The organism is Synechococcus sp. Cruz-7E5, from assembly GCF_024345995.1.
Taxonomy (GTDB): domain Bacteria; phylum Cyanobacteriota; class Cyanobacteriia; order PCC-6307; family Cyanobiaceae; genus Regnicoccus_A.
The window spans coordinates 158,064-179,516 of record NZ_JAGQCE010000002.1 but is presented as its reverse complement, the minus strand read 5'-3'; the positions used below and the strand labels follow the sequence as shown (position 1 = coordinate 179,516).

Sequence of the window (21,453 nt, the reverse complement as noted above, 5' to 3'; positions counted from 1 at the left end):
CGGACGACCGATGGGATCAGCACAGATCGAAACGACAGGGACCCTCGGCAGCGCCAGAGGCAGAGGGTTTGACCGTGTACTGGACAGGCGCCTCAGCCCTTCACCGCATCGCCGCTGGCGCTGGGGAGGATGTAGCGCTGCAGCAGTACGAACAGCACAAGCACCGGCAGAATCGAAACCACCGATCCTGCCGCCACCAGCCGCCAGTCGAGGGAGAAGCTGCTGGCCAGTTGCTGCAATCCCAGGGGAAGTGTGTAGAGCCTGGGGTCATCGAGGATCACCAGGGGCCAGAGGAAATCACTCCAGGTGCCGATGAACACAAACATCGCAAGGGTGATCAGGTCGGCCCGGGCGGCGGGGATCATCACGTTCCACCATTCCCCCGCCGGGGTACAGCCATCGATGCGGGCCGCCTCCTCCAGCTCCACCGGCACACCGAGAAAACTCTGACGCAGCAGAAAGATGCCGAAGGCCGTGGCTGCCTGGGGCACAATCAAAGCCCACAGGGTGTTTCTCAGGCCCAGTTGAACCATCATCAGATAGAGCGGAATCATCACCACCTGGAAGGGAATCAGGATGGTGGCCACCACCAGGGCAAGCACCAGGCCCCGACCGGCGAAGCGCATCCGCGCCAGCGGATAGGCCGCCAGCGAACAGAACAGCAGGTTGCCCAGAACCGCCAGCAGGCTGACCACCGTGCTGTTGAACAGGTAGAGGCCCAGGGGATGGTCGGCGAAGAGGCGGCCGTAGGCCTCCAGGCTCGGCTGGGCCGGAATCAGGGACGGCGGGGTTGAGAAGATGTCTTCGGCGGGCCCCTTGAGCGAGGTGCTCACCAGCCAGAGCAGGGGCACGAGCATCAGCAGGGCCAGCAGCAGCAGGGCACCCAGTTGCAGGGCGCTCGCCCAGAGAGGCCGCTGCTCCTTCACAGCCGCGGCAGCTCCGCCACCGGCACAGACGCCATCTGGGGATGCAGGGGCTGGCGCTCCATGCCATGCACCAGCCGGTTGAGGGCGTTGACGAAGGCCTGGGCCGCGGCCACCACGATGTCGGTGTCGGCGGCATGGCCGGCGTAGAGCACTCCTTGATGGCGCAGGCGGATCGTGACCTCACCCATGGCATCGATGCCGCCTGTGACCGACTTGACGCTGAACTCCACCAGCTCGTTGGGCACCCGCGCCAGGCTGTTGAGGGCCTGGCAGACGGCATCGACCGGACCGGTGCCGATGGCGGCTTCGGTCAGCTCGGCGCCATCACTGGTGGTGAGGGTGACGGTGGCCGTGGGCCGCAGGTTGGTGCCGGTGCTCACCTGAACCAGCTTGAGCACGTAGCGGGCCTCGGGCTGCTGGGCCTGATCGCTGACGATCGCCTCCAGATCCCGGTCGGTGATTTCCCGCTTGCGATCAGCCAGTTCCTTGAAGCGGGCGAAGGCCTCGTCTAGGTCGTCGCGATCGAGGCTGTAACCCAGATCCTCCAGGCGTGCCCGGAAGGCACTGCGGCCGCTCAGCTTGCCCAGGGAGATGCGGTTGTCGGCCAGGCCGATGGTGCGGGCATCGACGATCTCGTAGGTGAGGCGGTTCTTGAGGACACCGTCCTGATGAATGCCCGATTCATGGGCAAAGGCGTTGGCACCCACGATCGCTTTGTTTGGCTGCACCACCATGCCGGTGAGGTTGCTCACCAGGCGGGAGGTCTTGTAGATCTCTTCGGTGCGCACCCCCGTCAGCGGCTCACTGCTGCCGGCCTCTCGGCCGAGGAAGGGGTTGAAGTAGGCGCGGCGCACGTGCAGCGCCATCACCAGCTCCTCGAGCGAGGCATTGCCGGCCCGCTCGCCGATGCCGTTGATCGTGCACTCCAGCTGGCGGGCTCCGTTCTTGACAGCCTCGAGGAAGTTGGCCACCGCCAGGCCGAGGTCGTTATGACCGTGCACGGAGATCACCGCCTGATCGATGTTGGGCACATGCCGGTTGATGCCGGCGATCAGGCTCCCGAATTCGGCCGGGGTGGCGTAGCCCACGGTGTCGGGGATGTTGATCGTGGTGGCGCCAGCAGCGATGGCGGCCTCAATCACCTCATAGAGGTAGTGGGGATCAGAGCGGCCCGCATCTTCGCAGGAGAATTCCACGTCATCGACCAGGGAGCGGGCATAGGCAACCATCTCCGCGGTGATCGCCACCACCTCGGCACGACTTTTGCGCAGCTTGTGCTCCAGATGGATGTCGCTGGTGGCGATGAAGGTATGGATGCGCCGATTGGCTGCGGGGGCCACCGCCTCGGCACAGGCCTTGATATCGCCGCGGGCTGCCCGGGCGAGACCACAGATCACCGGTCCATCTGGGGTGCCGACGGCGGCGGCGATGCGCTGGACAGCATTGAAATCACCAGGGCTGGCAAAGGGGAAGCCGGCTTCGATGATGTCGACGCGAAGGCGGGCGAGCTGGTGGGCAATCGCCAGCTTCTCCTCCAGGTTGAGGCTGGCACCGGGGGACTGTTCACCATCCCGCAGGGTGGTGTCGAAGATCAGTACGCGGCCCGGGTCCTTGGCCATGACCGTTGCAAGTCGATGTGACTATGAGTTGAATCGATCCTAGAGGGGCGGGGAGATCACCACCTGGCTGGCACGGCTCTCCCCAGACTCCTGCGGACGGCGCACCAGCTCCCGGCTGAGCGGCTCGACCCTCACCGGGCTCTCCAGGCCACGCTGAAACACCGGCGGCTGGACCGCTTCGGCCTTCTCCAGTTGCTTGCGCCAGCCGGCCAGATCCAGGAAGACATCCACGGCGTTGCGCAGCTCCCTGGGCACCATCCCATCGGCGTTGAGCAGCGTGATCCGGATTCCCTTCGCCCGCAGGGTTTCAACAACCCGCTCCAGATCCCGGCTGCCGCTCAGCAGCCAGACCTCATCGAGGCGGTGGGCCACCATCATCAGATCCAGGCAGATCTCCACATCCAGGTTCGCCCGGGCGAACTGGCGGTGGTCGGGATCCGCGCCGAACTCCCGCAGGGGTTTGCTGCGAACCGTGTAGCCGAGGCTGGTGAGCGCATCACGGAAGGGCCGCTGATCGGCAGGATCCTTCAGGCCCGTGTACCAGTAGGCGCCATCGAGTTCCACGCCGGCGTCGGAGGTGGCCAACTCCAGCAGCCGGCGTGGATCGAAGAACCAGCCCAGCTTCTGCTGGGCATAGAACATGCCGTGGCCATCCACGATCACCACGCGCCGAATCTTGCCTTGATCCACCTGCAACCCATCTCGCCTCATCGCTTCAGCGTAGAGACGTGTGTTCTTCAGGACTCACAGAAGGGTGCCCCGTAAGGTGGCTTCATTGATGGATGGTCGATGGCCACAGGCACCCTGGCCCTGGTCCTTCATGCCCATCTCCCCTTTGTTCGGGACAGCCAGCCCGGCTCCCTGGAGGAAGACTGGTACTTCCAGGCCCTGCTGGAGAGCTATCTGCCGCTGCTGCAGGTGCTGGAAGACAGCCGGGATGATCCCGACCAGCGGCCCTGCCTCAGCCTCGGGCTTTCGCCCACCCTGCTGAGCCTGATCAGCGATCCAGTGCTGATCGCGCGCTTCCCCGCCTGGCTCGCCCAGCGCCAACTGTTACTGCGGCAGGCCCCATCCAGCCACCGCAGCGCTGCCACCGCCCTGGCCGAGACCCTGGAGAGCACCCGCCAGAGCTGGATTGAGAGCGGCGGCCAGCTGCTGCACCGCTTCCGGCAGCTGCAGCAGGACGGAGTGCTCGACCTGCTCACCTGCGCAGCCACCCACGGCTACCTGCCGCTGCTGCGCCACAGCCCCGAAGCCGTGCGGGCCCAGCTGATCAATGCCGTACGCGAGCACCAACGGTTGCTGGGGGAGCGGCCGCTCGGGATCTGGCTGCCGGAGTGCGCGTACTACGAAGGTCTTGATCTGCTCCTGCGCCAGTGCGGCCTGCGCTACTCGGTGCTCGATGCCCATGGCCTGCTGCATGCATTGCCGCGGCCGCGCTACGGGGTCTACGCGCCGATCTGCTCGCCTGCCGGCATTGCCTTCTTTGCCCGCGATGGCGCCGCCACCCTGCCGGTGTGGTCGGCATCGGAAGGCTATCCAGGCGATGGCAACTACAGGGAATTTCACCGCGACCTGGGCTGGGATCTGCCCGAAGCGGAGCTGCACGCCCATGGCATCAGCACCGCCAGGCCCCTGGGGCTGAAACTGCACAGAGTCAGCAGCCAGGGCTCTGCTCTCGATCAGAAGCTGCCCTACGACCCGGAGGCAGCCGCCCAGCGGGCGGTGGAGCATGCCAGCGCCTACCTGGCCGGCCGCAGCGAGGAGCTGGAAAGCCTGGCTGCGGCCATGGCCCGTCCCCCCCTGCTGGTGGCACCGTTCGACGCGGAGTTGTTCGGCCACTGGTGGTACGAGGGTCCCCAGTTTCTCGCCGAACTGTTCCGCCAGGCGCCTGCCGCAGGGGTGGAGTTCAGCAGCCTGCGCGGCTCGCTCATGCGGGAGGAGCCCCTGCAGATCTGCCGCCCTTCCCCATCGAGCTGGGGGCAGGGCGGCTACCACCACTACTGGCTCCACCAGAGCAATGCCTGGGTCGTGCCGGAGTGGCATCGCGCCTCCGCGGCGATGGTGAAGCGGGTGAATGGCGGCGTGGCCTCGGATCACCAGAAGAGGCTGCTTACTCAGGCGGGACGGGAGCTGCTGCTGGCCCAGAGCTCAGACTGGAGTTTCATCCTTCGGGCCGGCACCACCACCGGACTGGCCCGGGAGAGGATCCACCGTCATCTCGATCGTTTCTGGCGGCTGATGCATGCCATCGACACCGGCGCGGCGTTGCCCGCTGGCTGGCTCGAGAGCATTGAGACCGACGATGGTCTCTTTCCCCAGCTGAACGCGGCGGACTGGGCCAGTGTCAGCGGCCAGCAGCCCTCTCCACCAACCGACGAGCGTCCCATCACCCATGCCTAACTCACCCGCACCGCGTCGGCGCGACCAGGCCATCGATCTGATGCGCGCCACCTGCATCCTCTGGATCGTTGGCTTCTGGCACCTGCTGGGTTATGCCCCCTCGATCGATGGCTACAAAAACGACCTCACCTACCGGCTGACAGTGGTGGTGCTGGGGCTGTTCGTATTCATCTCGGGGCATCTGATCGGCAGGGCCCGGATCACCAACGCAGCCGAGGTCTGGCGGTTCTACCGGCGACGGATGATCCGGATCTATCCCCCCTACCTGGCGGCCCTGCTGCTCTTCGATCTCTGCGGACTGCTCAAGCCGGGGCAGTTCGCCGGGGCAGCGCTGCTGACTGCGAGTTTCAGCCTGGAGCCACCCCTGACCCTCTGGTACATCTCGATGATCGTGGTGTTCTATCTGCTCGCCCCGTTGCTGCTGCTGCTGGTGCACAGCCTGAGCAAGACGCCCTGGCGCTGGACATCGAACCGGCTGGTGGTGTGTGCCGGGATCATCGGCCTCAACGTGCTGCTCGGCAAACTGCTCGATGGGGTGGATCCGCGCCTGTTCCTCTACTTCCCGTCCTTCATTGCAGGCCTGGTGCTCTCCCCTTCGCTGGTGGAGCCGCGGGTGAGCGGCCGCAACATCACCCTCACGGCCCTGGCCACCGTGGCGGCCACCCTGTTCTCCTTCCACCACCAGGCCCGGATCGACGAGAGCCTGAATGCCATCCCCCTGGCCGTGTTCGGTCCACTGCTGACCTTTCTGGTCTGTGAACGCTGGGGCCGCCATCTGCGTCTGCCCCCCCTGATCCTGGCGATCAGCACCGCCAGTTTCTTCATGTACCTCTTTCACCGGCCCATTTTCCTGCTCTTCACCAGCCGCGGTTTCCCCAGCAGCGCAAGCCCTCAGCTCGCCGTGCTGCTCCTGCTGGCCCTGCCGGTGATCGTGGCGGTCTCCTGGACGGGGCAAGCCCTCTACGACGCCGCTGTGAAAAGGCTTCAGCGGCCAGCCACCGCCCCTGGCTGAAGAGCTCGGGCACCAGCCCGCGTACGCTCCTTGACAAGGACTTCCTCGGGCTTGCCATACCCCAGGCCTCCAGCCATGTACTCACATCTGCTCGTTCCCATCGACGGATCCGACGTCTCCCTGAAGGCTGTTCATGGGGCCGTGGCATTCGCCAAGGAGATGGGTGCCCGTATCACCTTCCTGAATGCCCGCAGTGTTCTGCCGGTGTCGATGGTGGGCACCGGAACCATGCTCGATGCCAGCACACTGGAGCACCTCAGCCTGGTGGCACGGGAAAATGCCGAGCGGATTCTGGCGGACGCCCAAGCTGTGGCCGAAAGCGCCGGTGTGCCATGCAGCAGTGAGGGAGTGATCAACGATCTCCCCCATGAGGCCATCATCGAGGCGGCCACTCACCACGGCTGTGACCTGATCTTCATGGCTTCCCATGGGCGCCGGGGCCTGAGTGGATTGTTGCTGGGCAGCCAGACTCAGAGGGTGCTGATCCATGCCACCCTGCCGGTCCTGGTGTTCCGCTGAACGTCCGCGGGGCGGCTAACCCCGCAGGGCTCGCCAGAGCAACCCCGCTTCGCGCCCCTTCGGCTGCATCAGCCCCCAGCGCACATCGGCTGGCGCCGCAGCAAACAGGCGCACCATCGCCGACACCAATTCGCTGAGACTGAGGGTGTTGGTCAGAAAGCCGTACCACTGCTGCTCGGGCAGGGCGAAAAAGGTGCTGAAGAACGCGCGCAGATCCTGCTCGGAGAAACGCATCAGCTTCTCCAGGCCGAACTGGTAGATGCCGTGCTTACGCACCAGCTCCGGGGTCCACAGGGCGCCCCAGGCCGTCTCAGCCACCTGGGCGGCGGAGAGCTCAGGCCGGGCCAGGGCGGCGAAGATCGCCGCCGCCAGGCCCGGGGCACGCCGCAGCAGGGAGCCCACCATGTAGCCCGAAGCGGGGTGTACCAGGCTGGCGGCTCCTCCGAAGCCCAGCACCCTCTGGCTGAGATCGGGCAGCGGCAGGTTCATCGGGAACAGGCAGCGCTCCTCGTGCTCCACCTGCAGTACCGCCACGCCCCGGTGGGCCAGCCTCCTCAGCAGGCGATCACGGAGCACCTCGATCGGCACCGGCGGTGCCAGGGCCAGGGAGGTTTCCTCCACGAAAAAGCGCCCCCCGCCCAGGTCCATGGCGTACAGGAAGGTTGGTGGCCCCTGGCGGTCCTCAAGGCTCAGGTGGTCGCTGCGGTAGTCCATCAGCACGAACTGGCCTGGAGGCACGGGATCCGCCGTGAAGCTGCCCACGATTCCGTAAGCAGCCTGGGCGGCCACGGGTCCAAGGGCCGGCCGGCGCACGAACACCGGGTCGTGGCCGGTGGTGTCGATCACCAGGCGGGCCCTCAGCACCTCCCCCTCCCGGGTGGTCACCTGGGAGCCCTCTGCGTCGTGGATCAGCTCAGCAGCCAGTCCCCGCCGCCAGTCCATGCCGGAGCAGCGCTCCAGCCAGTAAGTCTGGAGTTTCGCGCGATCAAAAAGGCCATAGTCGTGGCTGTGGGCCACTGGATCAGCACCGAAATAACTGACGCAGTTCGACCAGCGATGCTCAAGGAGATGGGCGATATCGCGCTGGTCAAGCTCGGCGGCCCAGATGCCGTAGGTGTTCTGCCAGGGGCTGGCGGGATCGTCAGCCGCCAGCCCCATCACCCTCAGTCCGAGAGGGACGAGCTCACTGGCGATCGCCAGTCCCGCCGGCCCGGCACCGAGAACCAGCACATCGGCCGCGGCGGGAAGCGTCAGGGGGACTCCGGTGTCGTGGAGGCATCAGGGGTGCCTTCAAGCTCCTCGTCCTCAGGGGCCGGCGGCACGAGCACCACCTCACTGAGACGATCACCGCTGTCGAGCTTCTGCAGGCGCACACCCGTGGCGGCCCGCGACTGCTGGGGTATCGCATCGGCCTGCATGCGCACGATCACGCCCCGCTCACTCACCAGCAGTAATTCCTCCCCGGGGCCCATCACCGTCAACCCCACCAGCACGTCCCCGTCGCGGCGGAACTTGATGGCGCGCAGGCCGAGGCCGGCCCGGCGCTGCAGACGGAACTGGGTCACCGGCACCCGCTTGCCCAGCCCACTGGCGGACGCCACCAGCACCCAGGGGCCCTCGGCGCTGACGCCAGCTTCCGGAGCCTCCTCCTCCTCGTCGCTCTCGACCGCGGCTGAACTGGCCACCTGATCGGCCAGTTCAGCCGGCAGCACGTCCATGCTCACCAGCTCATCTCCCGGCCGCAGGGCCATCGCGCGCACACCCCGGGCAGTGCGGCCCAGGGGCCGCAGTTCGCCATCGACAAGGCGGAAGTGGATGGTCATCCCCTTCAGCGAGCCGATCAGCACGCTGTCGCCCGGCAGGGCTAGCCGCGCCCAGCGCAGGGCGTCACCGTCTTCAAGGCTGATGGCGATCAGCCCGTTGGATCGGATGTTGGCGAAAGCCGAAAGCCGAGTGCGCTTGATATAGCCGCCGCTGGTGAGCATCAGCAGTTGAACATCGTCGTCGAAAGCACTCACCGCCACCAGCGAAGTGATCTGCTCTTCACGGGGAATCGGCAGCAACTGCACCACCGGGGTGCCCTTCGCGCCGCGGCTGCCGACCGGCACCCGGTAGGCAGGAACGGCATAGACCACGCCGCGATCGCTGAACAACAGCAGGGTGTCGTGGTCATTGCAGCTGATGAACAGGCGCACGGCCTCCTCACCCTGGCTGCGGGTTCCTGCCTTGCCGCGGGTGCCGCGACTGGTTGCTTCGAACTCACTCACCGGCATACGCTTGAGATAGCCGTTCTCAGTGAGCAAAACCACAGAACGCTCGTTGGCGATCAAGTCGATGTCTTCAAGCCCACCCTCAAGATCCAGAATCTCGGTGCGACGTTCCGACGGATAGCGCTCCCGCAGCTGAATCAACTCGGCTTCGATCAGTCCAAGCACCCGCTCGCGCCGGCCCAGAATATCTTTGTAGTCGGCGATCTTGGTGACAAGATCTTCATGCTCCAGGCGAATCTTGTCGGCTTCAAGAGCCGTGAGCCGCCGCAGCTGCATCTGCAGAATTGCATCGGACTGGATCTCACTGAGTCCATGGCGCTCCTGCAACTGCAACCGCGCCGTGGCCGCATCCGAGGCCGCCCGGATCAGAGCGATGATTGGATCAAGCTGATCCAGGGCGAGCAGCAGACCCAGCAGGATGTGATCCCGTTCCTCCGCCTTGCGCAGCAGGTAGCGAGTGCGCCGCTCGATCGTCTCGATGCGGAACTCGAGGAACACCTCCAGCATTCGCCGCAGGGTGAGCAACACCGGTTCGCTATTGACCAGCGCCAGCATGTGGGCGCTGAAGTTGCTCTGCAGGGGCGTGAGCTTGAACAGGTTGTTGAGCACCACCTGGGGATAGGCATCCCGGCGCAGTTCGATCACGATGCGCATGCCGTCGCGATCGCTCTCGTCGCGGATGTCGGAGATGCCGTCGAGCTTCTTGTCGTTCACCATCTCGGCGATGCGCTCGATCAGCGCCGCCTTGTTGGTCTGATAGGGCAGCTCGGTGATGATCACCGCATCGCGATCCGGCCGACCGGGGACTTCCAGAGTTTCGATCGATGCCACACCGCGCATCGTCACCGAGCCGCGGCCGGTGGTGTAGGTCTCGCGGATGCCGCGGCGACCAAGAATCTGACCGCCGGTGGGAAAATCAGGACCGGGAATCAGGGCCAGCAAGGCCCGGTCCTCGATCTCCGGATCGGCGATCAGGGCCAGCAGACCATTGATCAGTTCGGTGAGGTTGTGGGGCGGGATGTTGGTGGCCATGCCCACCGCGATGCCCGAAGAGCCATTCAGCAGCAGGTGCGGCACCCGCGCCGGCATCACCGTGGGTTCCTGCTGGGAGCCGTCGAAATTGTCGATGTAATCGACGGTTTCCGCTTCGATGTCTTCGAGCAGGCTGTCTGTGGTAAGTGCCTGCAGCCGCGATTCGGTATACCGCATTGCGGCCGGGGGATCGTTGTCGACCGAGCCGAAGTTGCCGTGGCCGTCGATGAGCGGCATGCGCATCGAGAAGTCCTGGGCCATGCGCACCAGGGCGTCGTAGACGGCCGTATCTCCATGGGGGTGGTATTTGCCAAGCACCTCGCCCACCACCCGGGCGCATTTGCGGTAAGGCCGGTCGCTGGTGAGGCCGAGCTCGTACATCGCGTAGAGGATGCGCCGGTGCACCGGTTTGAGCCCGTCGCGGGCGTCGGGCAGAGCCCGGCCCACGATCACGCTCATCGCGTACTCCAGATAGGAGCGCGACATCTCATTGCGCAGGTCGGTCTGGATGATCCGTCCGTCGGACTCGCCGGGACCCGTTGGATCCGCCATCTCGCACCACAATGCCGAAGGCCAGGTTAAGCGAGGCTGGGTCCACCCCCTCGTGGTTGCCAGCGCCGATGGGCTCCGCCCCCCCCCGCTCCCGCACAGAAGCTCAGCTGCGGGAGCGCCAGAACGCCGGCGACCTGGCGGTGCTCAGCGGCATGGACTTCCGTGCCCTGGTGGCCGCCGAGGGACTGGAGGCGGCCTACGCCTGCACCGACGTGGTGGTGGCGGCCAACGCCGAGTTCACCGACCAGGCCACGCTCCAGCTCAGCCTTGGCCCCTGTGATCCCCCCATGCGCCTGCGCGAAGCGCGGCTGGACGGGGTCACAGCCCTGGGAGCCAGCGGCAGCGGTGGCCTGACCCTGCCGATCGGGGGCGGGATCTCGGACCCGGAGCGCCGGGGCGGCGCCCAGGTGCTGGGCAAGCTGCTGGCTGGCCAGGAGGTGGAGCTGGTGGCCAGCGGTGAAGGCACGGCCCTGCACCCTCGCCGTGAGCTCCAGACCCGCCTCCAGCTCGAACGCCTTGGCGTGGCACGCCTGCTGCTGCATCGCGCCATCAGCGAAAACGGCATCGTGGCGGTGAGCAGCGCCGAAGGGGTCACCCACAGCCCCTACGGCCCCCTGCTGGGCCCTTACGGCAGCGCCCTCTACAGCAGTGGCGGCTGCCGCAGCATCGGTCTGACCATGCCTGGCCTCAGCTTGCTCGGCCCCGGCTCGCCCGTGCTGGTGGGAGGAGCGATCGGCTGGGTGATCGGTGCCGGCAGCGGCCACCAGCCCCAGATCAGGCGGTTGCCGAGCGGCCATGCCCGCGGGCCGGGGGCCGTGGCGGCGGTGAGCGTCGATCTGGCGGAGCTCAGGGCTGAGTGGATCCGCCCCTGCCACTTCGAAGGCCATGGCAGTGCCCTGCTGGTGGCGATCGCGGCACCGGTTCCCCTGATCAACCTGGCGGTGGCCCGCCAGGCAGCCTGCCGCGACGACCAGCTCGAGGCCCCAGTGCTGGATTTCTCGATTCCCCGCCGCATCCGACCAAGCTTCGGCTTCGTTCCCTACAGCCACCTGCTCGCCGGCGAGATCCAGGTGGACGCCCGCCGCCTGCGCTGCGCACCTGCCCACAGCCCTCGCCTGGCAGAGGAGATCAGCTCCGGGCTGATCCAGCGCCTGCGCGATGGCTCGTTTCCCCTGAGGCTTCCCCTGCTCCCCTTGAGTGATCGCCCGGGCCTGATCCCGCTCGAAGGCTGAGCGCAGCAGCGGCAGGGACAAGCCGGAAGAAACGGCGTAAGCTCCACCCGCGTTTTCGCGCATTAATTCGGTGGTCGAGTCCTCTGCTGCGTCCCATGAGCCCGAAGAGAGCCAGGACCTGCCATCAACGCCCCAACTCAGTGAGGCTGAGCTCATCGCTCAGCCTGGTCCCAGTCCATCAGCCCCGGACGAAGCAGTGACCGCTGAAGCCGAGCCGAGCGCTGATGGCGAGCCGAGCGCTGGTACCGAGTCCGCCATGGAGCCTGAACCGCAACCAGCTCCAGAACCCGAGCCCACAGCGGTCCCCGAGCAAGAAACAGAACCGCAACCAGTCCAGGAGCATGAAACTCCATCGCCACCTGATCCTGAACCTGCGCCCGCATCGTTTGTTGAGCCCTCGGCCGATCCAGCCGTGGCCACAACCCTGCACATCCCGGCCAGCGAAGCAGGCATCGACGGGGACGGAGGTGGAGAGTGGGATCTGCTCATGGGCAAGGTCCGTGACTGGTTCAGTCGCGGTGACTTCCAGCAGCAGCTGAAGCAGTACAGCGGCCCCCTGAAGCTGCTGGCGGGCTTTGTGGTCCTGCTGCTTCTGCTCAGGATCTACGCAGCCCTGCTCGGAGCGATTGAGAGCCTGCCCCTGGTTCCCGGCCTGCTGGAGCTGGCCGGGGTGATCTGGTTGAGCCGCTTCGTGCTCACCCGCCTGGTGCGCAGCAGCGACCGTCAGACGCTGCTGGCCTCGTGGAAGGAGCGCTGGGCGTCGTTCCGCGGCCAGCCCTGAGGCCAGGTCCGTTGCAGCCTGGACCGGGCCAGACCGGTTGATAGCTTGTCCCGACTGCAGAAACCCCAGTGGTGTCCATTCAGTTAGGTCGATCCCGAACCGTCCGCCGCGCCTATGGGATCGACGAGATCGCCCTGGTGCCCGGCGGTCGCACCGTGGATCCCGAGGTGACCGATAGCCGCTGGAGCATCGGCGGCATCGATAGGGAAATCCCGATCATCGCCAGCGCCATGGACGGTGTGGTGGATGTATCAATGGCGGTGGAACTCTCCCGACTCGGGGCCCTGGGGGTGCTGAACCTGGAGGGGGTCCAGTGCCGCTACGACGACCCGAACCCGATCCTCGATCGCATTGCTGAGGTGGGCAAGGAGGCCTTCGTGCCCCTGATGCAGGAGCTCTACGCCCAGCCCGTGCGGGAGGACCTGATCCGCCAGCGCATCGCAGCGATCAAGAGCGCTGGTGGCATCGCCGCCGTCAGCGCCACCCCAGCCGCGGCTCTGCGCTTCGGCCAGGTGGTGGCAGAAGCTGGCGCCGACCTCTTCTTTGTCCAGGCCACCGTCGTCTCCACCGATCACATCGGCCCTGCCGGACGCGAGACCCTCGATCTGGCCACGCTCTGCCGCGATTTCGGCATTCCCGTGGTGATCGGCAACTGTGTCACCTATGACGTGGCTCTCGAGCTGATGCGCGCGGGCGCGGCAGCCGTGATGGTGGGCATCGGCCCCGGCGCCGCCTGCACGTCGCGGGGTGTGCTGGGCGTGGGCATCCCTCAGGCCACGGCGGTCGCCGATTGCGCTGCCGCGCGCGACGATCACGAGCGGGAGACAGGTATTTACGTGCCGATCGTCGCCGACGGCGGCATCGTCACCGGTGGTGACATCTGCAAATGCATCGCCTGCGGAGCCGATGCGGTGATGATCGGCTCACCGATCGCCCGGGCCAGCGAAGCCCCCGGGCGTGGCTTCCACTGGGGCATGGCCACCCCCAGTCCGGTGCTGCCCAGGGGCACCAGGATCAGCGTGGGAACCACCGGCAGTCTGGAGAAGATTCTGCGCGGGCCTGCCAGCCTCGACGACGGCACCCAGAACCTCCTCGGGGCCCTGCGAACCTCGATGGGCACTCTTGGCGCGCGCACCATCAAGGAAATGCAGCAGGTCGAGGTGGTGGTGGCCCCATCCCTGCTCACCGAGGGGAAGGTGTACCAGAAAGCCCAGCAGCTGGGCATGGGCAAGTAGTCCTCCACACCTGGGCTCTTGATTCCAGCCCGAAACGACAGAATCCCGGCGAAGATGGGCGTTAACCTCAAGGTGTGGGGGCTCCGGCTCGCACACTCCTCACACCAACCCGCCCGGCGCGTCCGGGCATTTTGTCTTCCTACGGTTGCTCCGCCGTCAGCGGGGATTCCGGGTCCTCGTTGCTAGATTCCAGGTACCTTGTCTCCTCCCTCGAATGTCCAGCGCCACTGCCGTCACCGATGCTTCCTTTGAGCTGGATGTGCTCAAGAGTGACGTGCCCGTGCTGGTCGATTTCTGGGCCCCCTGGTGCGGTCCCTGCCGCATGGTGGCCCCGATCGTCGACGAAATCGCCAAGGAATTCGAGGGCAAGCTGAAGGTCTACAAGCTCAACACCGACGAGAACCCCAACGTCGCCAGCCAGTACGGCATCCGCAGCATCCCCACCCTGATGATCTTCAAGGGTGGGCAGAAAGTGGACACCGTTGTGGGCGCGGTTCCCAAGAACACCCTTTCCGGCACGATCGCCAAATACCTCTGAGCATTCCCTCCACTTCCCCCGCCTCAGCGTCATTGATGACCCCAGCCTCTCCCTCACTGGAGCGGTTGGGCCATTCCCTGGTTAACAACCCCCATCGCCTGCTGATCGAGCGCTCGCTCCACTCGATCCTGGAGATGGCCAGCATCGCCGATGAAACCGACGACTGGCAGCTGATCTCCGGTGCCCTCAGCGATCTGCATGAGGCTCTGGCTGCCTTCCACCCCCACCGCACCACCCGCAAGGTGGCGGTGTTCGGATCGGCCCGCAGCCTGCCGGAGAGCTCCACCTACCAGCTGGCCGAGGAAGTCGGTCGTGAGGCCATGGCCAGCGGCTTCGATGTGATCACCGGCGCTGGCGGCGGGGTGATGGAAGCGGCGAACCGGGGAGCGGGGGCGGAGCACAGCTTCGGGCTCAACATCCAGCTGCCCTTTGAGCAGGAACCCAACCCCTACGTCGCAGCAGCAGGCGACCGCCTGGTTCATTTTCGTTACTTTTTCACACGCAAACTCTTCTTCCTGCGTGAGAGCGATGCCCTGGTGGTGCTCCCCGGCGGCTTCGGCACCCTCGATGAACTGTTCGAAGCACTCACCCTGATCCAGACAGGACGCACCGCTCCGATTCCGGTGGTGCTGCTGGCACCGCCGGGCCATGAGCTATGGCAGGACTGGCCTCAGGACCTCCTCACCGGCCTCGAGCGCGATGGGTTGATCGGTCCAGACGACAGGGGCCTGCTCAGCCACGCCAGCTGTGCCCGCGAGGCGATCGAGCTGATCCGCCACTTCTATCGGGTGTTCCACACCACCCGCGTCACCGACGATGGGCTGGAGCTGCTGCTGCACGTGCCTCTGGCGGAGGCTGATCTGCTGACCATCCGCTCCGGCTTCCGGGATCTGCTGCGAAGCGGCGATTTCGAGCTGGGGGAAAGCTGCGACGACAACGATCGCCTGCGGCCCTGCCTCCAGTTCGACTTTGATCAACGCCGCGTCGGCCGCCTCTACCAGCTCATCGCCGCCATCAACGCCCTCGATCTGCCCCGTTGCGACGACCTGATCCATCCGGAGCAACGCAGCTGCCTGGAGCCACAGCCATGAGCCTGCGGATCGGCCTGATCGATTACGGGATGGGCAACCTGCATTCGGTGGCCCGGGCTGTGGAGCGTCTTGGCGCCGAGCTGATTCCCGTACTGGACGCCCCCGCGATGGAGACCTGCACCGCCCTGATCCTGCCGGGGGTGGGTTCATTCGACCCGGCCATGGAGCGCCTCCACCAGGCCGGACTGGCGGATCCAGTGCGGGAATGGAGCGCCAGGGAGCGCCCCCTGCTGGGGATCTGCCTGGGGCTGCAGTTGCTGTTCGAGGGGAGCGAGGAGGGAGAAGCGCCAGGCCTCGGACTGCTCAAGGGCAGGGTGCGGTCCCTACCGTCCACTCCGGGGCATCCGATCCCCCACATGGGCTGGGCCCCCCTGATCTCCACCAATCCGAGCCCCTTGCTGCCAGAGGGCCATTCAGCCGCCTGGGTCTATTTCGTGCACTCCTACGCCGCCGCTCCCGATGACCCGGCCTGCACCACGGCAGAGGTGCTGTTCGCCGATCAGCCTGTGACCGCGGCGGTGTGGCAGGGAGCCCTGGCGGCCTGCCAGTTTCACCCCGAAAAGTCTGGTCCCCAAGGGCAGCGCATGCTTGAGCGCTGGCTGGCCTGGGTGGGAAAGGACGGGGCATGAGCCTGCGGCTGAGTGGCGGTCGCAAATTGCTCAGCCCGACAGGGCAGCACACCCGCCCGACCAGCTCCAGGGTGCGGTTGGCGGTGCTCAACCTGCTGGCGAGTGAACTGAGTGGTTGCCGCTGGCTCGATCTCTGCTGCGGCAGCGGGGTGATGGGCTGCGAGGTCCTGCAAAGGGGCGCCAGGCTGGTGGTGGCCATCGATCACGACCGGACAACCCTCGGCATCGCCCGGCGCAATCTGGAGGCCGTCAACGCTGGTATGAATCCGGCCAGCGACCTACGCGTGATCAGAGCCGACCTGCCGCAATGGCTGATGCATGGCCCAGCGCAACAACTGGGGGAGGAAGCAGAGGGCGGCTTCGATCTGATCTACGCAGATCCCCCCTACGCGTCAGGTCTTTATGCGCCGATCGCCGAGGCTGTGGCCGCGTCCGGCTGGCTGGCCGAGGGGGGACGGCTGCTGTGGGAATGCTCAAGCCAGACTTATCCGGAGGTGCCTTACGGCTGGCAGCTCAGCGACCAGCGGCGCTATGGCAGTTGCGGCCTGATGATCCTGGTGCCTGCGGCCTGACTCAGCCGCCCAGAGCGCTGCCACGGCGGTACTGGTTCCAGGCCGCCACGAACAGTCCCACCAGGGTGATCGGGATCAAACCCAGAACGATGCCGCAGAGGAGGGGTTCAATCATCGAGAGCCGGAAGATTTGCCTTCCGCAATTCTCCCACGGCCAAGGCAGGCTGGGAGGGTCTTCCGAGTGATCCGTGACCGGCGATCCTTCCACCATCCTGGAGACCACCCAGGCGCCGGTTCAGCGCCAGGGCCTGATCACCGCCCTGGTGCTGCTGGCAGCAGCCGGCTGCATCCTGCTGCTGCTGCTCATCCTTCCGGCGGCCCGCAGCGACCCGTACACCCGCCGCACTCTTGAACTCTCGGGCTCCGCTGAAACTGGTGGTCGGCTGTTTCGGATGAACTGCGCCGGCTGTCACGGCATCGCCGCCCAGGGGCTGGTGGGTCCCAGCCTGCATGGGGTCAGCAAGCGCCGCAGCGACCGCCAGCTGATCCGCCAGGTGGTGAGCGGCCGCACTCCGCCGATGCCGCGCTTCCAGCCCGAACCCCAGGCCATGGCCGACCTGCTGGCCCATCTGCACAGCCTGGAGTGAGGGCCGGTTCGGCGCCCGAGTGCCCAGAGCTGGCCTTGGTGCTGGTGGAGCCCGCCGGCCCCCTGAATGTGGGCAGTGTGGCCAGGCTCTGCGCCAATTTCGCGCTTCACGACCTGCGGCTGGTGGCCCCCCGCTGCGATCACCTCGGCGAGGAAGCCCGGCGCATGGCTGTCCACGCTGGAGCGTTGCTTGAAGGTGCCCGGGTCTATCCGGATCTGGCGTCAGCCATCGCCGACCGCACCCGGGTGGTCGCTGCCAACGGACGGGTGGACTCCCAGGCGGTGCCAATCGAAGGGCCAGCCCAGGCCATCCCCTGGTTGCTGGGTCACCCGAGCCCGAGCCGGCCTGAGCCAGCGCGACGGGACAGCGCCGGGGCGCTGGTCTTCGGGCGGGAGGACCGGGGCCTGAGCACCGACGAACTGCTCCAGGCGGGCCGCATCCTGCGGATCGGCACCGACGCCTGCTACCCCTCACTCAACCTGTCCCATGCGGTTGCCATCACCCTGCACGAACTGCGCCGCTGCCAGCAGGGAGACAGTGAACGCCGACCAGGCGGCCCGGCCCAGTCGATCGGGCCAGAACCCGCTGCTCGGGAGCTGCTCGAAGCCGCCCTCGCCGATGCCGAGGAACTGCTGCTGGAAGTGGGGTTTGTGCTCCCTCACACGGCCCATGCCCGGATGGCCAAGCTGCGGGCGCTGCTGCAGCGTGCCCAGATCAGCGCCGAGGAAGTGGCCCTGGTCAGGGGCATGGTCCGTCAGCTGCGCTGGGCCAGCCAGCGGGGAACCCCCTAAGGTCCTGCCATCTCCGTCGCCCCTGGCTGCATCGTGCGTACGGGCCGCTCCCCCCGTTCCGGATCCCCCGGCTGGTTCCAACCCCTCGCCCTCATCCTGCGTCTGCTGGTGATGGGCCTCGGCCTCGGTGTGCTCACCGGCACCGCCTTGAAACAACTGGCTCCGAAGCTGGCCCAGGGGGCGATGGAAGCCCCCAAGGCAAGCAGCGCCAGCTCACCAGTGCCCACCCCCAGGGGGGGGCTGGCCCTGGGCCGCTTCGAGCCCAGGGTGGAGCTCACCAAGCTCAGCCAGAGCTGGAAGGCCCTGGCCGCCGAGCAGAAGGATCTCAAGGTGGGCGGCTTCCTGCTGGTTCTCGATGACGGCCGTTTCGCCCAGCTCAATCCCGACACACCCCTGCCAGCGGCCAGCTCGATCAAGACCCCCATCCTGCTGGCGGCGCTCGACGACCTGGACGCCGGCAAGCTTCGCTGGAACGAGCCGCTGCCCCTCACAAAGGAGGTGATGGGTGGGGGAGCCGGCTGGATGGCCAGCCGGCCGCTGGGCACCCGCTTCCCCTTTTATGAGGCCGCCACCGAGATGATCCGGGTGAGCGACAACAGCGCCACCAATCTTCTGATCAAACGTCTCGGGGGCAAGGCCGCCACCAATGCCCATTTCCAGGCCCTTGGCCTTCCCGCCACGGTGATCAACAATTGGCTGCCCGATCTCGAAGGCACCAACACCACCAGCCCCCGCGACCTGGCCCGCTCGATCGCTCTGGTTGACATCGGCGAGAAACTCAGCCCCCGGGCCCGCGACCATTTCCGCACGATCATGGCGACCTCCCGCACCAACACCCTGCTGCCCGCAGGTCTGCTCAAGGGTCTGGGGGGCACCTCCAGCGACCCCGACAGCGAGCTGATGGCCCGGGGAGTGACCGTGCTCAACAAAACCGGCGACATCGGCATCGCCTACTCCGACGCCGGGCTGATCGAACTGCCCAACGGCAAGAGAGCCGTAGCAGGGTTCATGGTCAAAGGACCGTTCAACGATCCCCGCTCCACCGATCTGATCCGCGCGATGGCCGCCGCCGTGAGCCAGACCCTCGTGGGTCGCAGCGACCCCTCATCCCAACCGCGCTGAGCCCTGATGCCTTTCCTGACCATGGCCGCCGGGCTGCTGCTCTCGGCCGGCGCGGCCCAGGCCCAAGCCCCGGCAACGGCCCCTGCAGCGGCACAGCCCCCCAGTACCGAGCTGAGGGCTCAGCAGGTACGTCCACTCAGCGGCGGGCTCGACCGGGTGGCGGTCGTCAACGACAACAACCCCGAGCTGATCATCCAGCCCGGCATTCTGCTCTCCACCTTCAACGGCCGCGGGACCCTCTCCGGTCAGCCCTTCTCGAGCCCCGACGCGCACCTGAACGTTCCCCTGCAAGGGCGCTTCGACCTGTTCAGCCACCACGTCTATGCCGGGCGTCCCGAAACCCTCGACTCGGTGCTCTGGCTGGGGGTGGTGGCGGCCCCTGTGAACAGCAAGCCGGTGCGGCTGCGCGTGCTGGGCGGATCCACGGCCCTCTCCCAGTCGAGCGATCCAAGCCAACCTGCGGCCCCCTTCCTGCCCCTGCCTGCGCTGATGTCCCACGACGGCAGTTCGGTATTCGCTGGTCCCGGCTCACGGGTGGCGGCTGAACTGCTCCAGAACCGCCGAGGCGACGGGATTCCCCAGGAATGGACCCTGGCCCCGGGCCAGCTCACCACCCTGCTGGCCCTGCCGATTCCCGTGAAAGGGCTGGATCCCCTGCTCAATGGCCGCAACCTGCAACTGCGGCTGGAGAGTGACGGCCCCGTGCAGATGGCCACACTGGCCGCCTTCGGGGGCGAGCAGGCGCCGGGGCCGGACGTCTGGAGCGGCCTGCTGCGCGCAGGGCTCAGCGCCAAAGAGCATGTGCCCACGCCCAGGGGGCAGACCGGGGGCATCATCTACTCGAGGGTGAGCGGGGTGCAGACCGGCAGCCGCTGGATCGCCAGACTCACCGATCCAGGCACCAAGCTGCTCTCCGTCCGCAGTGCGCCCGTGTCGTGGCCGATCGCTTCGCTGGAGCGGGGCAGCCTGGGCAGCGGTCAGGTCCAGACCGCCGAGCTCCAGGCCTTCTACCCGGGAACCGCCTGGGCCGCCCACGGCAACTACGGAGTGGAATACGACCTGACACTCCCCCTGGTGAACGACAGCAAGGGGCCAGTGGCCCTCGATCTGGCCCTGGAATCCCCTCGCAAGACCGACAAGGCCGAAGGTGGCCTGCGCTTCAACGTCACCCCGCCGCGGGCCGTGGTCTTCCGCGGCACGGTGGAGGTGAGTGGACTCGATGGGCCGGCAGGCCGACCCGCCGGCCGGCGCTGGTTCCATCTTGTTCAGCGCCAGGGAGAGAAGGGCCCGAGTCTTGGGCGCATCAGCCTGGCCCCCGGACAGCAGCGGCAGGTGAGGGTGCGGCTGATCTACCCCGCCGACGCCACCCCCCCTCAGGTGCTGAGCCTGCTGCCCGCTCCTGCGCTCCCACAGGCAGCTGTGAAACAATCCGAATCCGTGCCGGCCCCCCGTCCGTGAGTCAGACCCGCAAACGCAGGGCGTTCCCCTTCACCGCCATCGTCGGCCAGGAGGAGATGAAGCTCGCACTGCTGTTGAACGTGATCGATCCCCGCATCGGTGGGGTGATGATCATGGGCGACCGGGGCACGGGCAAGTCCACCGCTATCCGCGCCCTTGCGGATCTGCTGCCGGAGATCGATGTCGTTGCCGGCGACCCTTACAACAGCTCCCCCAGCGACCCCGACCTCCAGAGCGCCGAGGTGCGCCAGCGGGCTGAAAACGGCGAAACGCTGCCGGTGGAGCGGCGCCAGGTGCCGATGGTGGATCTGCCCCTGGGCGCCACCGAAGACCGCCTCTGCGGCACGATCGACATCGAGAAAGCCCTGAGCGAAGGGGTTAGGGCCTTCGAGCCGGGCCTGCTGGCCAAGGCCAACCGGGGCCTGCTCTACGTCGATGAAGTGAACCTGCTCGACGACCACCTGGTGGACGTGCTTCTGGATTCGGCCGCGTCCGGGTGGAACACGGTGGAGCGGGAGGGGGTGTCGGTGCGCCATCCGGCTCGCTTCGTGCTGATCGGCTCCGGCAACCCCGAGGAAGGGGAACTGCGCCCCCAGCTCCTGGACCGCTTCGGCATGAGCGTGGAGGTGCGCACGGTGCGCGATCCGGAGCTGCGGGTGCAGGTGGTGGATCAGCGCACTGGCTATGACAGCGATCCTGACGGCTTCAACAGCCATCACCAGGGCGCCCAGGAGGCGCTGCAGGAGCGGGTGGTGCAGGCCCAGCATCGGCTCCCCCAGGTAATGATCGACCCTGATCTGCGCATCCGCATCTCGGCTGTGTGCGGCGAGCTGGACGTGGACGGACTGCGCGGCGACATCGTCACCAACCGGGCGGCCAGGGCCCTGGCCGCTTTCGAAGGCCGCACCGAAGTGAGCGACGAGGACGTGGCCCGGGTGGTGGCCTGCTGCCTGCGTCACCGGCTGCGCAAGGATCCGCTGGAGCAGATCGACTCCGGCGATCGCGTGATCAAGGTGTTCTGCAAGATCTTCGAGATGGCGGACACCGCCCGCGACGCCTTCCAGCTGGCATTGGCGGCCTGAAT

The 21,453-nt window shown here is 66.8% G+C and carries 21 protein-coding genes; 15 read left to right on the top strand and 6 right to left on the bottom strand.

All coding sequences use genetic code 11. The features are described from left to right. Positions 1-92: 92 nt before the first annotated feature. The 3 genes from KBY77_RS03645 to KBY77_RS03635 are packed head-to-tail and all read right to left on the bottom strand — an operon-like array spanning position 93 to position 3,235. Entirely contained in the window at positions 93-926 is an 834-nt protein-coding gene (locus tag KBY77_RS03645; protein ID WP_255102228.1) for a carbohydrate ABC transporter permease, read from the bottom strand. Beyond that, positions 923-2,545 carry a 2-isopropylmalate synthase gene (locus tag KBY77_RS03640; protein ID WP_255102227.1) on the bottom strand — a complete coding sequence of 541 codons (1,623 nt, stop codon included), beginning with the start codon at positions 2,543-2,545 and terminating at the stop codon, positions 923-925. Before KBY77_RS03640 ends, KBY77_RS03645 begins: the two co-directional genes overlap by 4 nt. A 39-nt stretch (positions 2,546-2,584) precedes the next feature. Further along, complete coding sequence (locus KBY77_RS03635; protein WP_315856455.1) at positions 2,585-3,235, bottom strand: NYN domain-containing protein; 651 nt, start codon at positions 3,233-3,235, stop codon at positions 2,585-2,587. Between the two features lie 99 nt (positions 3,236-3,334). Between KBY77_RS03635 and KBY77_RS03630 the strand changes: the two genes are divergently transcribed. From KBY77_RS03630 to KBY77_RS03620, 3 genes are all read left to right on the top strand, one after another. Continuing rightward, positions 3,335-4,948: a glycoside hydrolase family 57 protein gene (locus tag KBY77_RS03630; protein ID WP_255102226.1), complete on the top strand. Its 1,614-nt coding sequence runs from the start codon at positions 3,335-3,337 to the stop codon at positions 4,946-4,948. Next, positions 4,941-5,960 (top strand): acyltransferase, encoded by a 1,020-nt coding sequence (locus tag KBY77_RS03625; RefSeq protein ID WP_255102225.1) that lies wholly within the window; start codon positions 4,941-4,943, stop codon positions 5,958-5,960. The genes KBY77_RS03630 and KBY77_RS03625 overlap by 8 nt, the downstream gene beginning before the upstream one ends. A gap of 75 nt (positions 5,961-6,035) precedes the next feature. Next, entirely contained in the window at positions 6,036-6,479 is a 444-nt protein-coding gene (locus KBY77_RS03620; RefSeq protein WP_255102224.1) for a universal stress protein, read from the top strand. A gap of 15 nt (positions 6,480-6,494) precedes the next feature. On the opposite strand, the gene crtL is transcribed toward KBY77_RS03620, so the two are convergent. Beyond that, positions 6,495-7,733 (bottom strand): lycopene beta cyclase, encoded by a 1,239-nt coding sequence (crtL, locus tag KBY77_RS03615; RefSeq protein ID WP_255102452.1) that lies wholly within the window; start codon positions 7,731-7,733, stop codon positions 6,495-6,497. After that, positions 7,730-10,333, bottom strand: a complete 2,604-nt coding sequence (gyrA, locus tag KBY77_RS03610; RefSeq protein ID WP_255102223.1) for a DNA gyrase subunit A — start codon at positions 10,331-10,333, stop codon at positions 7,730-7,732. The genes crtL and gyrA overlap by 4 nt, the downstream gene beginning before the upstream one ends. A 68-nt stretch (positions 10,334-10,401) precedes the next feature. On the opposite strand from gyrA, the gene KBY77_RS03605 reads away from it, so the two are divergent. The 7 genes from KBY77_RS03605 to rsmD all read left to right on the top strand — a co-directional run bounded on the left by KBY77_RS03605 (position 10,402) and on the right by rsmD (position 16,411). Then, positions 10,402-11,565 carry a homocysteine biosynthesis protein gene (locus KBY77_RS03605; protein WP_255102222.1) on the top strand — a complete coding sequence of 388 codons (1,164 nt, stop codon included), beginning with the start codon at positions 10,402-10,404 and terminating at the stop codon, positions 11,563-11,565. Positions 11,566-11,977: 412 nt separating this feature from the next. Beyond that, on the top strand, positions 11,978-12,346 hold the full coding sequence (locus KBY77_RS03600; RefSeq protein ID WP_255102221.1) for a CAAD domain-containing protein: 369 nt from the start codon (positions 11,978-11,980) through the stop codon (positions 12,344-12,346). 71 nt (positions 12,347-12,417) lie between these two features. Continuing rightward, positions 12,418-13,581: a GuaB3 family IMP dehydrogenase-related protein gene (locus tag KBY77_RS03595; protein WP_255102220.1), complete on the top strand. Its 1,164-nt coding sequence runs from the start codon at positions 12,418-12,420 to the stop codon at positions 13,579-13,581. Between the two features lie 214 nt (positions 13,582-13,795). Then, on the top strand, positions 13,796-14,119 hold the full coding sequence (gene trxA / locus KBY77_RS03590; protein ID WP_006170349.1) for a thioredoxin: 324 nt from the start codon (positions 13,796-13,798) through the stop codon (positions 14,117-14,119). Positions 14,120-14,154: 35 nt separating this feature from the next. After that, a complete protein-coding gene (locus tag KBY77_RS03585; RefSeq protein WP_255102219.1) occupies positions 14,155-15,210 on the top strand; it encodes an LOG family protein in 1,056 nt (351 codons plus the stop codon). Further along, positions 15,207-15,839: an imidazole glycerol phosphate synthase subunit HisH gene (hisH, locus tag KBY77_RS03580; RefSeq protein WP_255102218.1), complete on the top strand. Its 633-nt coding sequence runs from the start codon at positions 15,207-15,209 to the stop codon at positions 15,837-15,839. The genes KBY77_RS03585 and hisH overlap by 4 nt, the downstream gene beginning before the upstream one ends. After that, complete coding sequence (gene rsmD, locus KBY77_RS03575) at positions 15,836-16,411, top strand: 16S rRNA (guanine(966)-N(2))-methyltransferase RsmD (RefSeq protein ID WP_255102217.1); 576 nt, start codon at positions 15,836-15,838, stop codon at positions 16,409-16,411. Before hisH ends, rsmD begins: the two co-directional genes overlap by 4 nt. 1 nt (position 16,412) lies before the next feature. Here the strand turns inward: rsmD and petG are convergent, their stop codons facing one another. Then, a complete protein-coding gene (gene petG, locus KBY77_RS03570) occupies positions 16,413-16,526 on the bottom strand; it encodes a cytochrome b6-f complex subunit V (RefSeq protein WP_006170345.1) in 114 nt (37 codons plus the stop codon). 73 nt (positions 16,527-16,599) lie between these two features. Between petG and KBY77_RS03565 the strand changes: the two genes are divergently transcribed. Genes KBY77_RS03565 through bchI form a run of 5 tightly spaced genes read left to right on the top strand, consistent with a single transcriptional unit; the run spans position 16,600 to position 21,451 of the window. Beyond that, on the top strand, positions 16,600-16,998 hold the full coding sequence (locus KBY77_RS03565) for a cytochrome c (RefSeq protein WP_255102216.1): 399 nt from the start codon (positions 16,600-16,602) through the stop codon (positions 16,996-16,998). Next, a complete protein-coding gene (locus KBY77_RS03560; RefSeq protein ID WP_255102215.1) occupies positions 16,995-17,789 on the top strand; it encodes an RNA methyltransferase in 795 nt (264 codons plus the stop codon). The genes KBY77_RS03565 and KBY77_RS03560 overlap by 4 nt, the downstream gene beginning before the upstream one ends. A 33-nt stretch (positions 17,790-17,822) precedes the next feature. Next, on the top strand, positions 17,823-18,911 hold the full coding sequence (locus tag KBY77_RS03555; RefSeq protein ID WP_255102214.1) for a serine hydrolase: 1,089 nt from the start codon (positions 17,823-17,825) through the stop codon (positions 18,909-18,911). A gap of 6 nt (positions 18,912-18,917) precedes the next feature. After that, positions 18,918-20,369, top strand: coding sequence for a DUF3370 domain-containing protein (locus tag KBY77_RS03550; protein WP_255102213.1), 1,452 nt, complete (start codon positions 18,918-18,920; stop codon positions 20,367-20,369). After that, positions 20,366-21,451 carry a magnesium chelatase ATPase subunit I gene (gene bchI / locus KBY77_RS03545; RefSeq protein ID WP_255102212.1) on the top strand — a complete coding sequence of 362 codons (1,086 nt, stop codon included), beginning with the start codon at positions 20,366-20,368 and terminating at the stop codon, positions 21,449-21,451. Before KBY77_RS03550 ends, bchI begins: the two co-directional genes overlap by 4 nt. Positions 21,452-21,453 lie beyond the last annotated feature (2 nt).

Bases quoted from the DNA above. Each gene is read 5' to 3' on its own strand.
- KBY77_RS03640 (WP_255102227.1), bottom strand. From the start codon at position 2,545: ATGGCCAAGGACCCGGGCCGCGTACTGATCTTCGACACCACCCTGCGG.
- KBY77_RS03630 (WP_255102226.1), top strand. From the start codon at position 3,335: ATGGCCACAGGCACCCTGGCCCTGGTCCTTCATGCCCATCTCCCCTTT.
- KBY77_RS03625 (WP_255102225.1), top strand. From the start codon at position 4,941: ATGCCTAACTCACCCGCACCGCGTCGGCGCGACCAGGCCATCGATCTG.
- KBY77_RS03620 (WP_255102224.1), top strand. From the start codon at position 6,036: ATGTACTCACATCTGCTCGTTCCCATCGACGGATCCGACGTCTCCCTG.
- gyrA (WP_255102223.1), bottom strand. From the start codon at position 10,333: ATGGCGGATCCAACGGGTCCCGGCGAGTCCGACGGACGGATCATCCAG.
- KBY77_RS03605 (WP_255102222.1), top strand. From the start codon at position 10,402: ATGGGCTCCGCCCCCCCCCGCTCCCGCACAGAAGCTCAGCTGCGGGAG.
- trxA (WP_006170349.1), top strand. From the start codon at position 13,796: ATGTCCAGCGCCACTGCCGTCACCGATGCTTCCTTTGAGCTGGATGTG.
- KBY77_RS03585 (WP_255102219.1), top strand. From the start codon at position 14,155: ATGACCCCAGCCTCTCCCTCACTGGAGCGGTTGGGCCATTCCCTGGTT.
- hisH (WP_255102218.1), top strand. From the start codon at position 15,207: ATGAGCCTGCGGATCGGCCTGATCGATTACGGGATGGGCAACCTGCAT.
- rsmD (WP_255102217.1), top strand. From the start codon at position 15,836: ATGAGCCTGCGGCTGAGTGGCGGTCGCAAATTGCTCAGCCCGACAGGG.
- petG (WP_006170345.1), bottom strand. From the start codon at position 16,526: ATGATTGAACCCCTCCTCTGCGGCATCGTTCTGGGTTTGATCCCGATC.
- KBY77_RS03550 (WP_255102213.1), top strand. From the start codon at position 18,918: ATGCCTTTCCTGACCATGGCCGCCGGGCTGCTGCTCTCGGCCGGCGCG.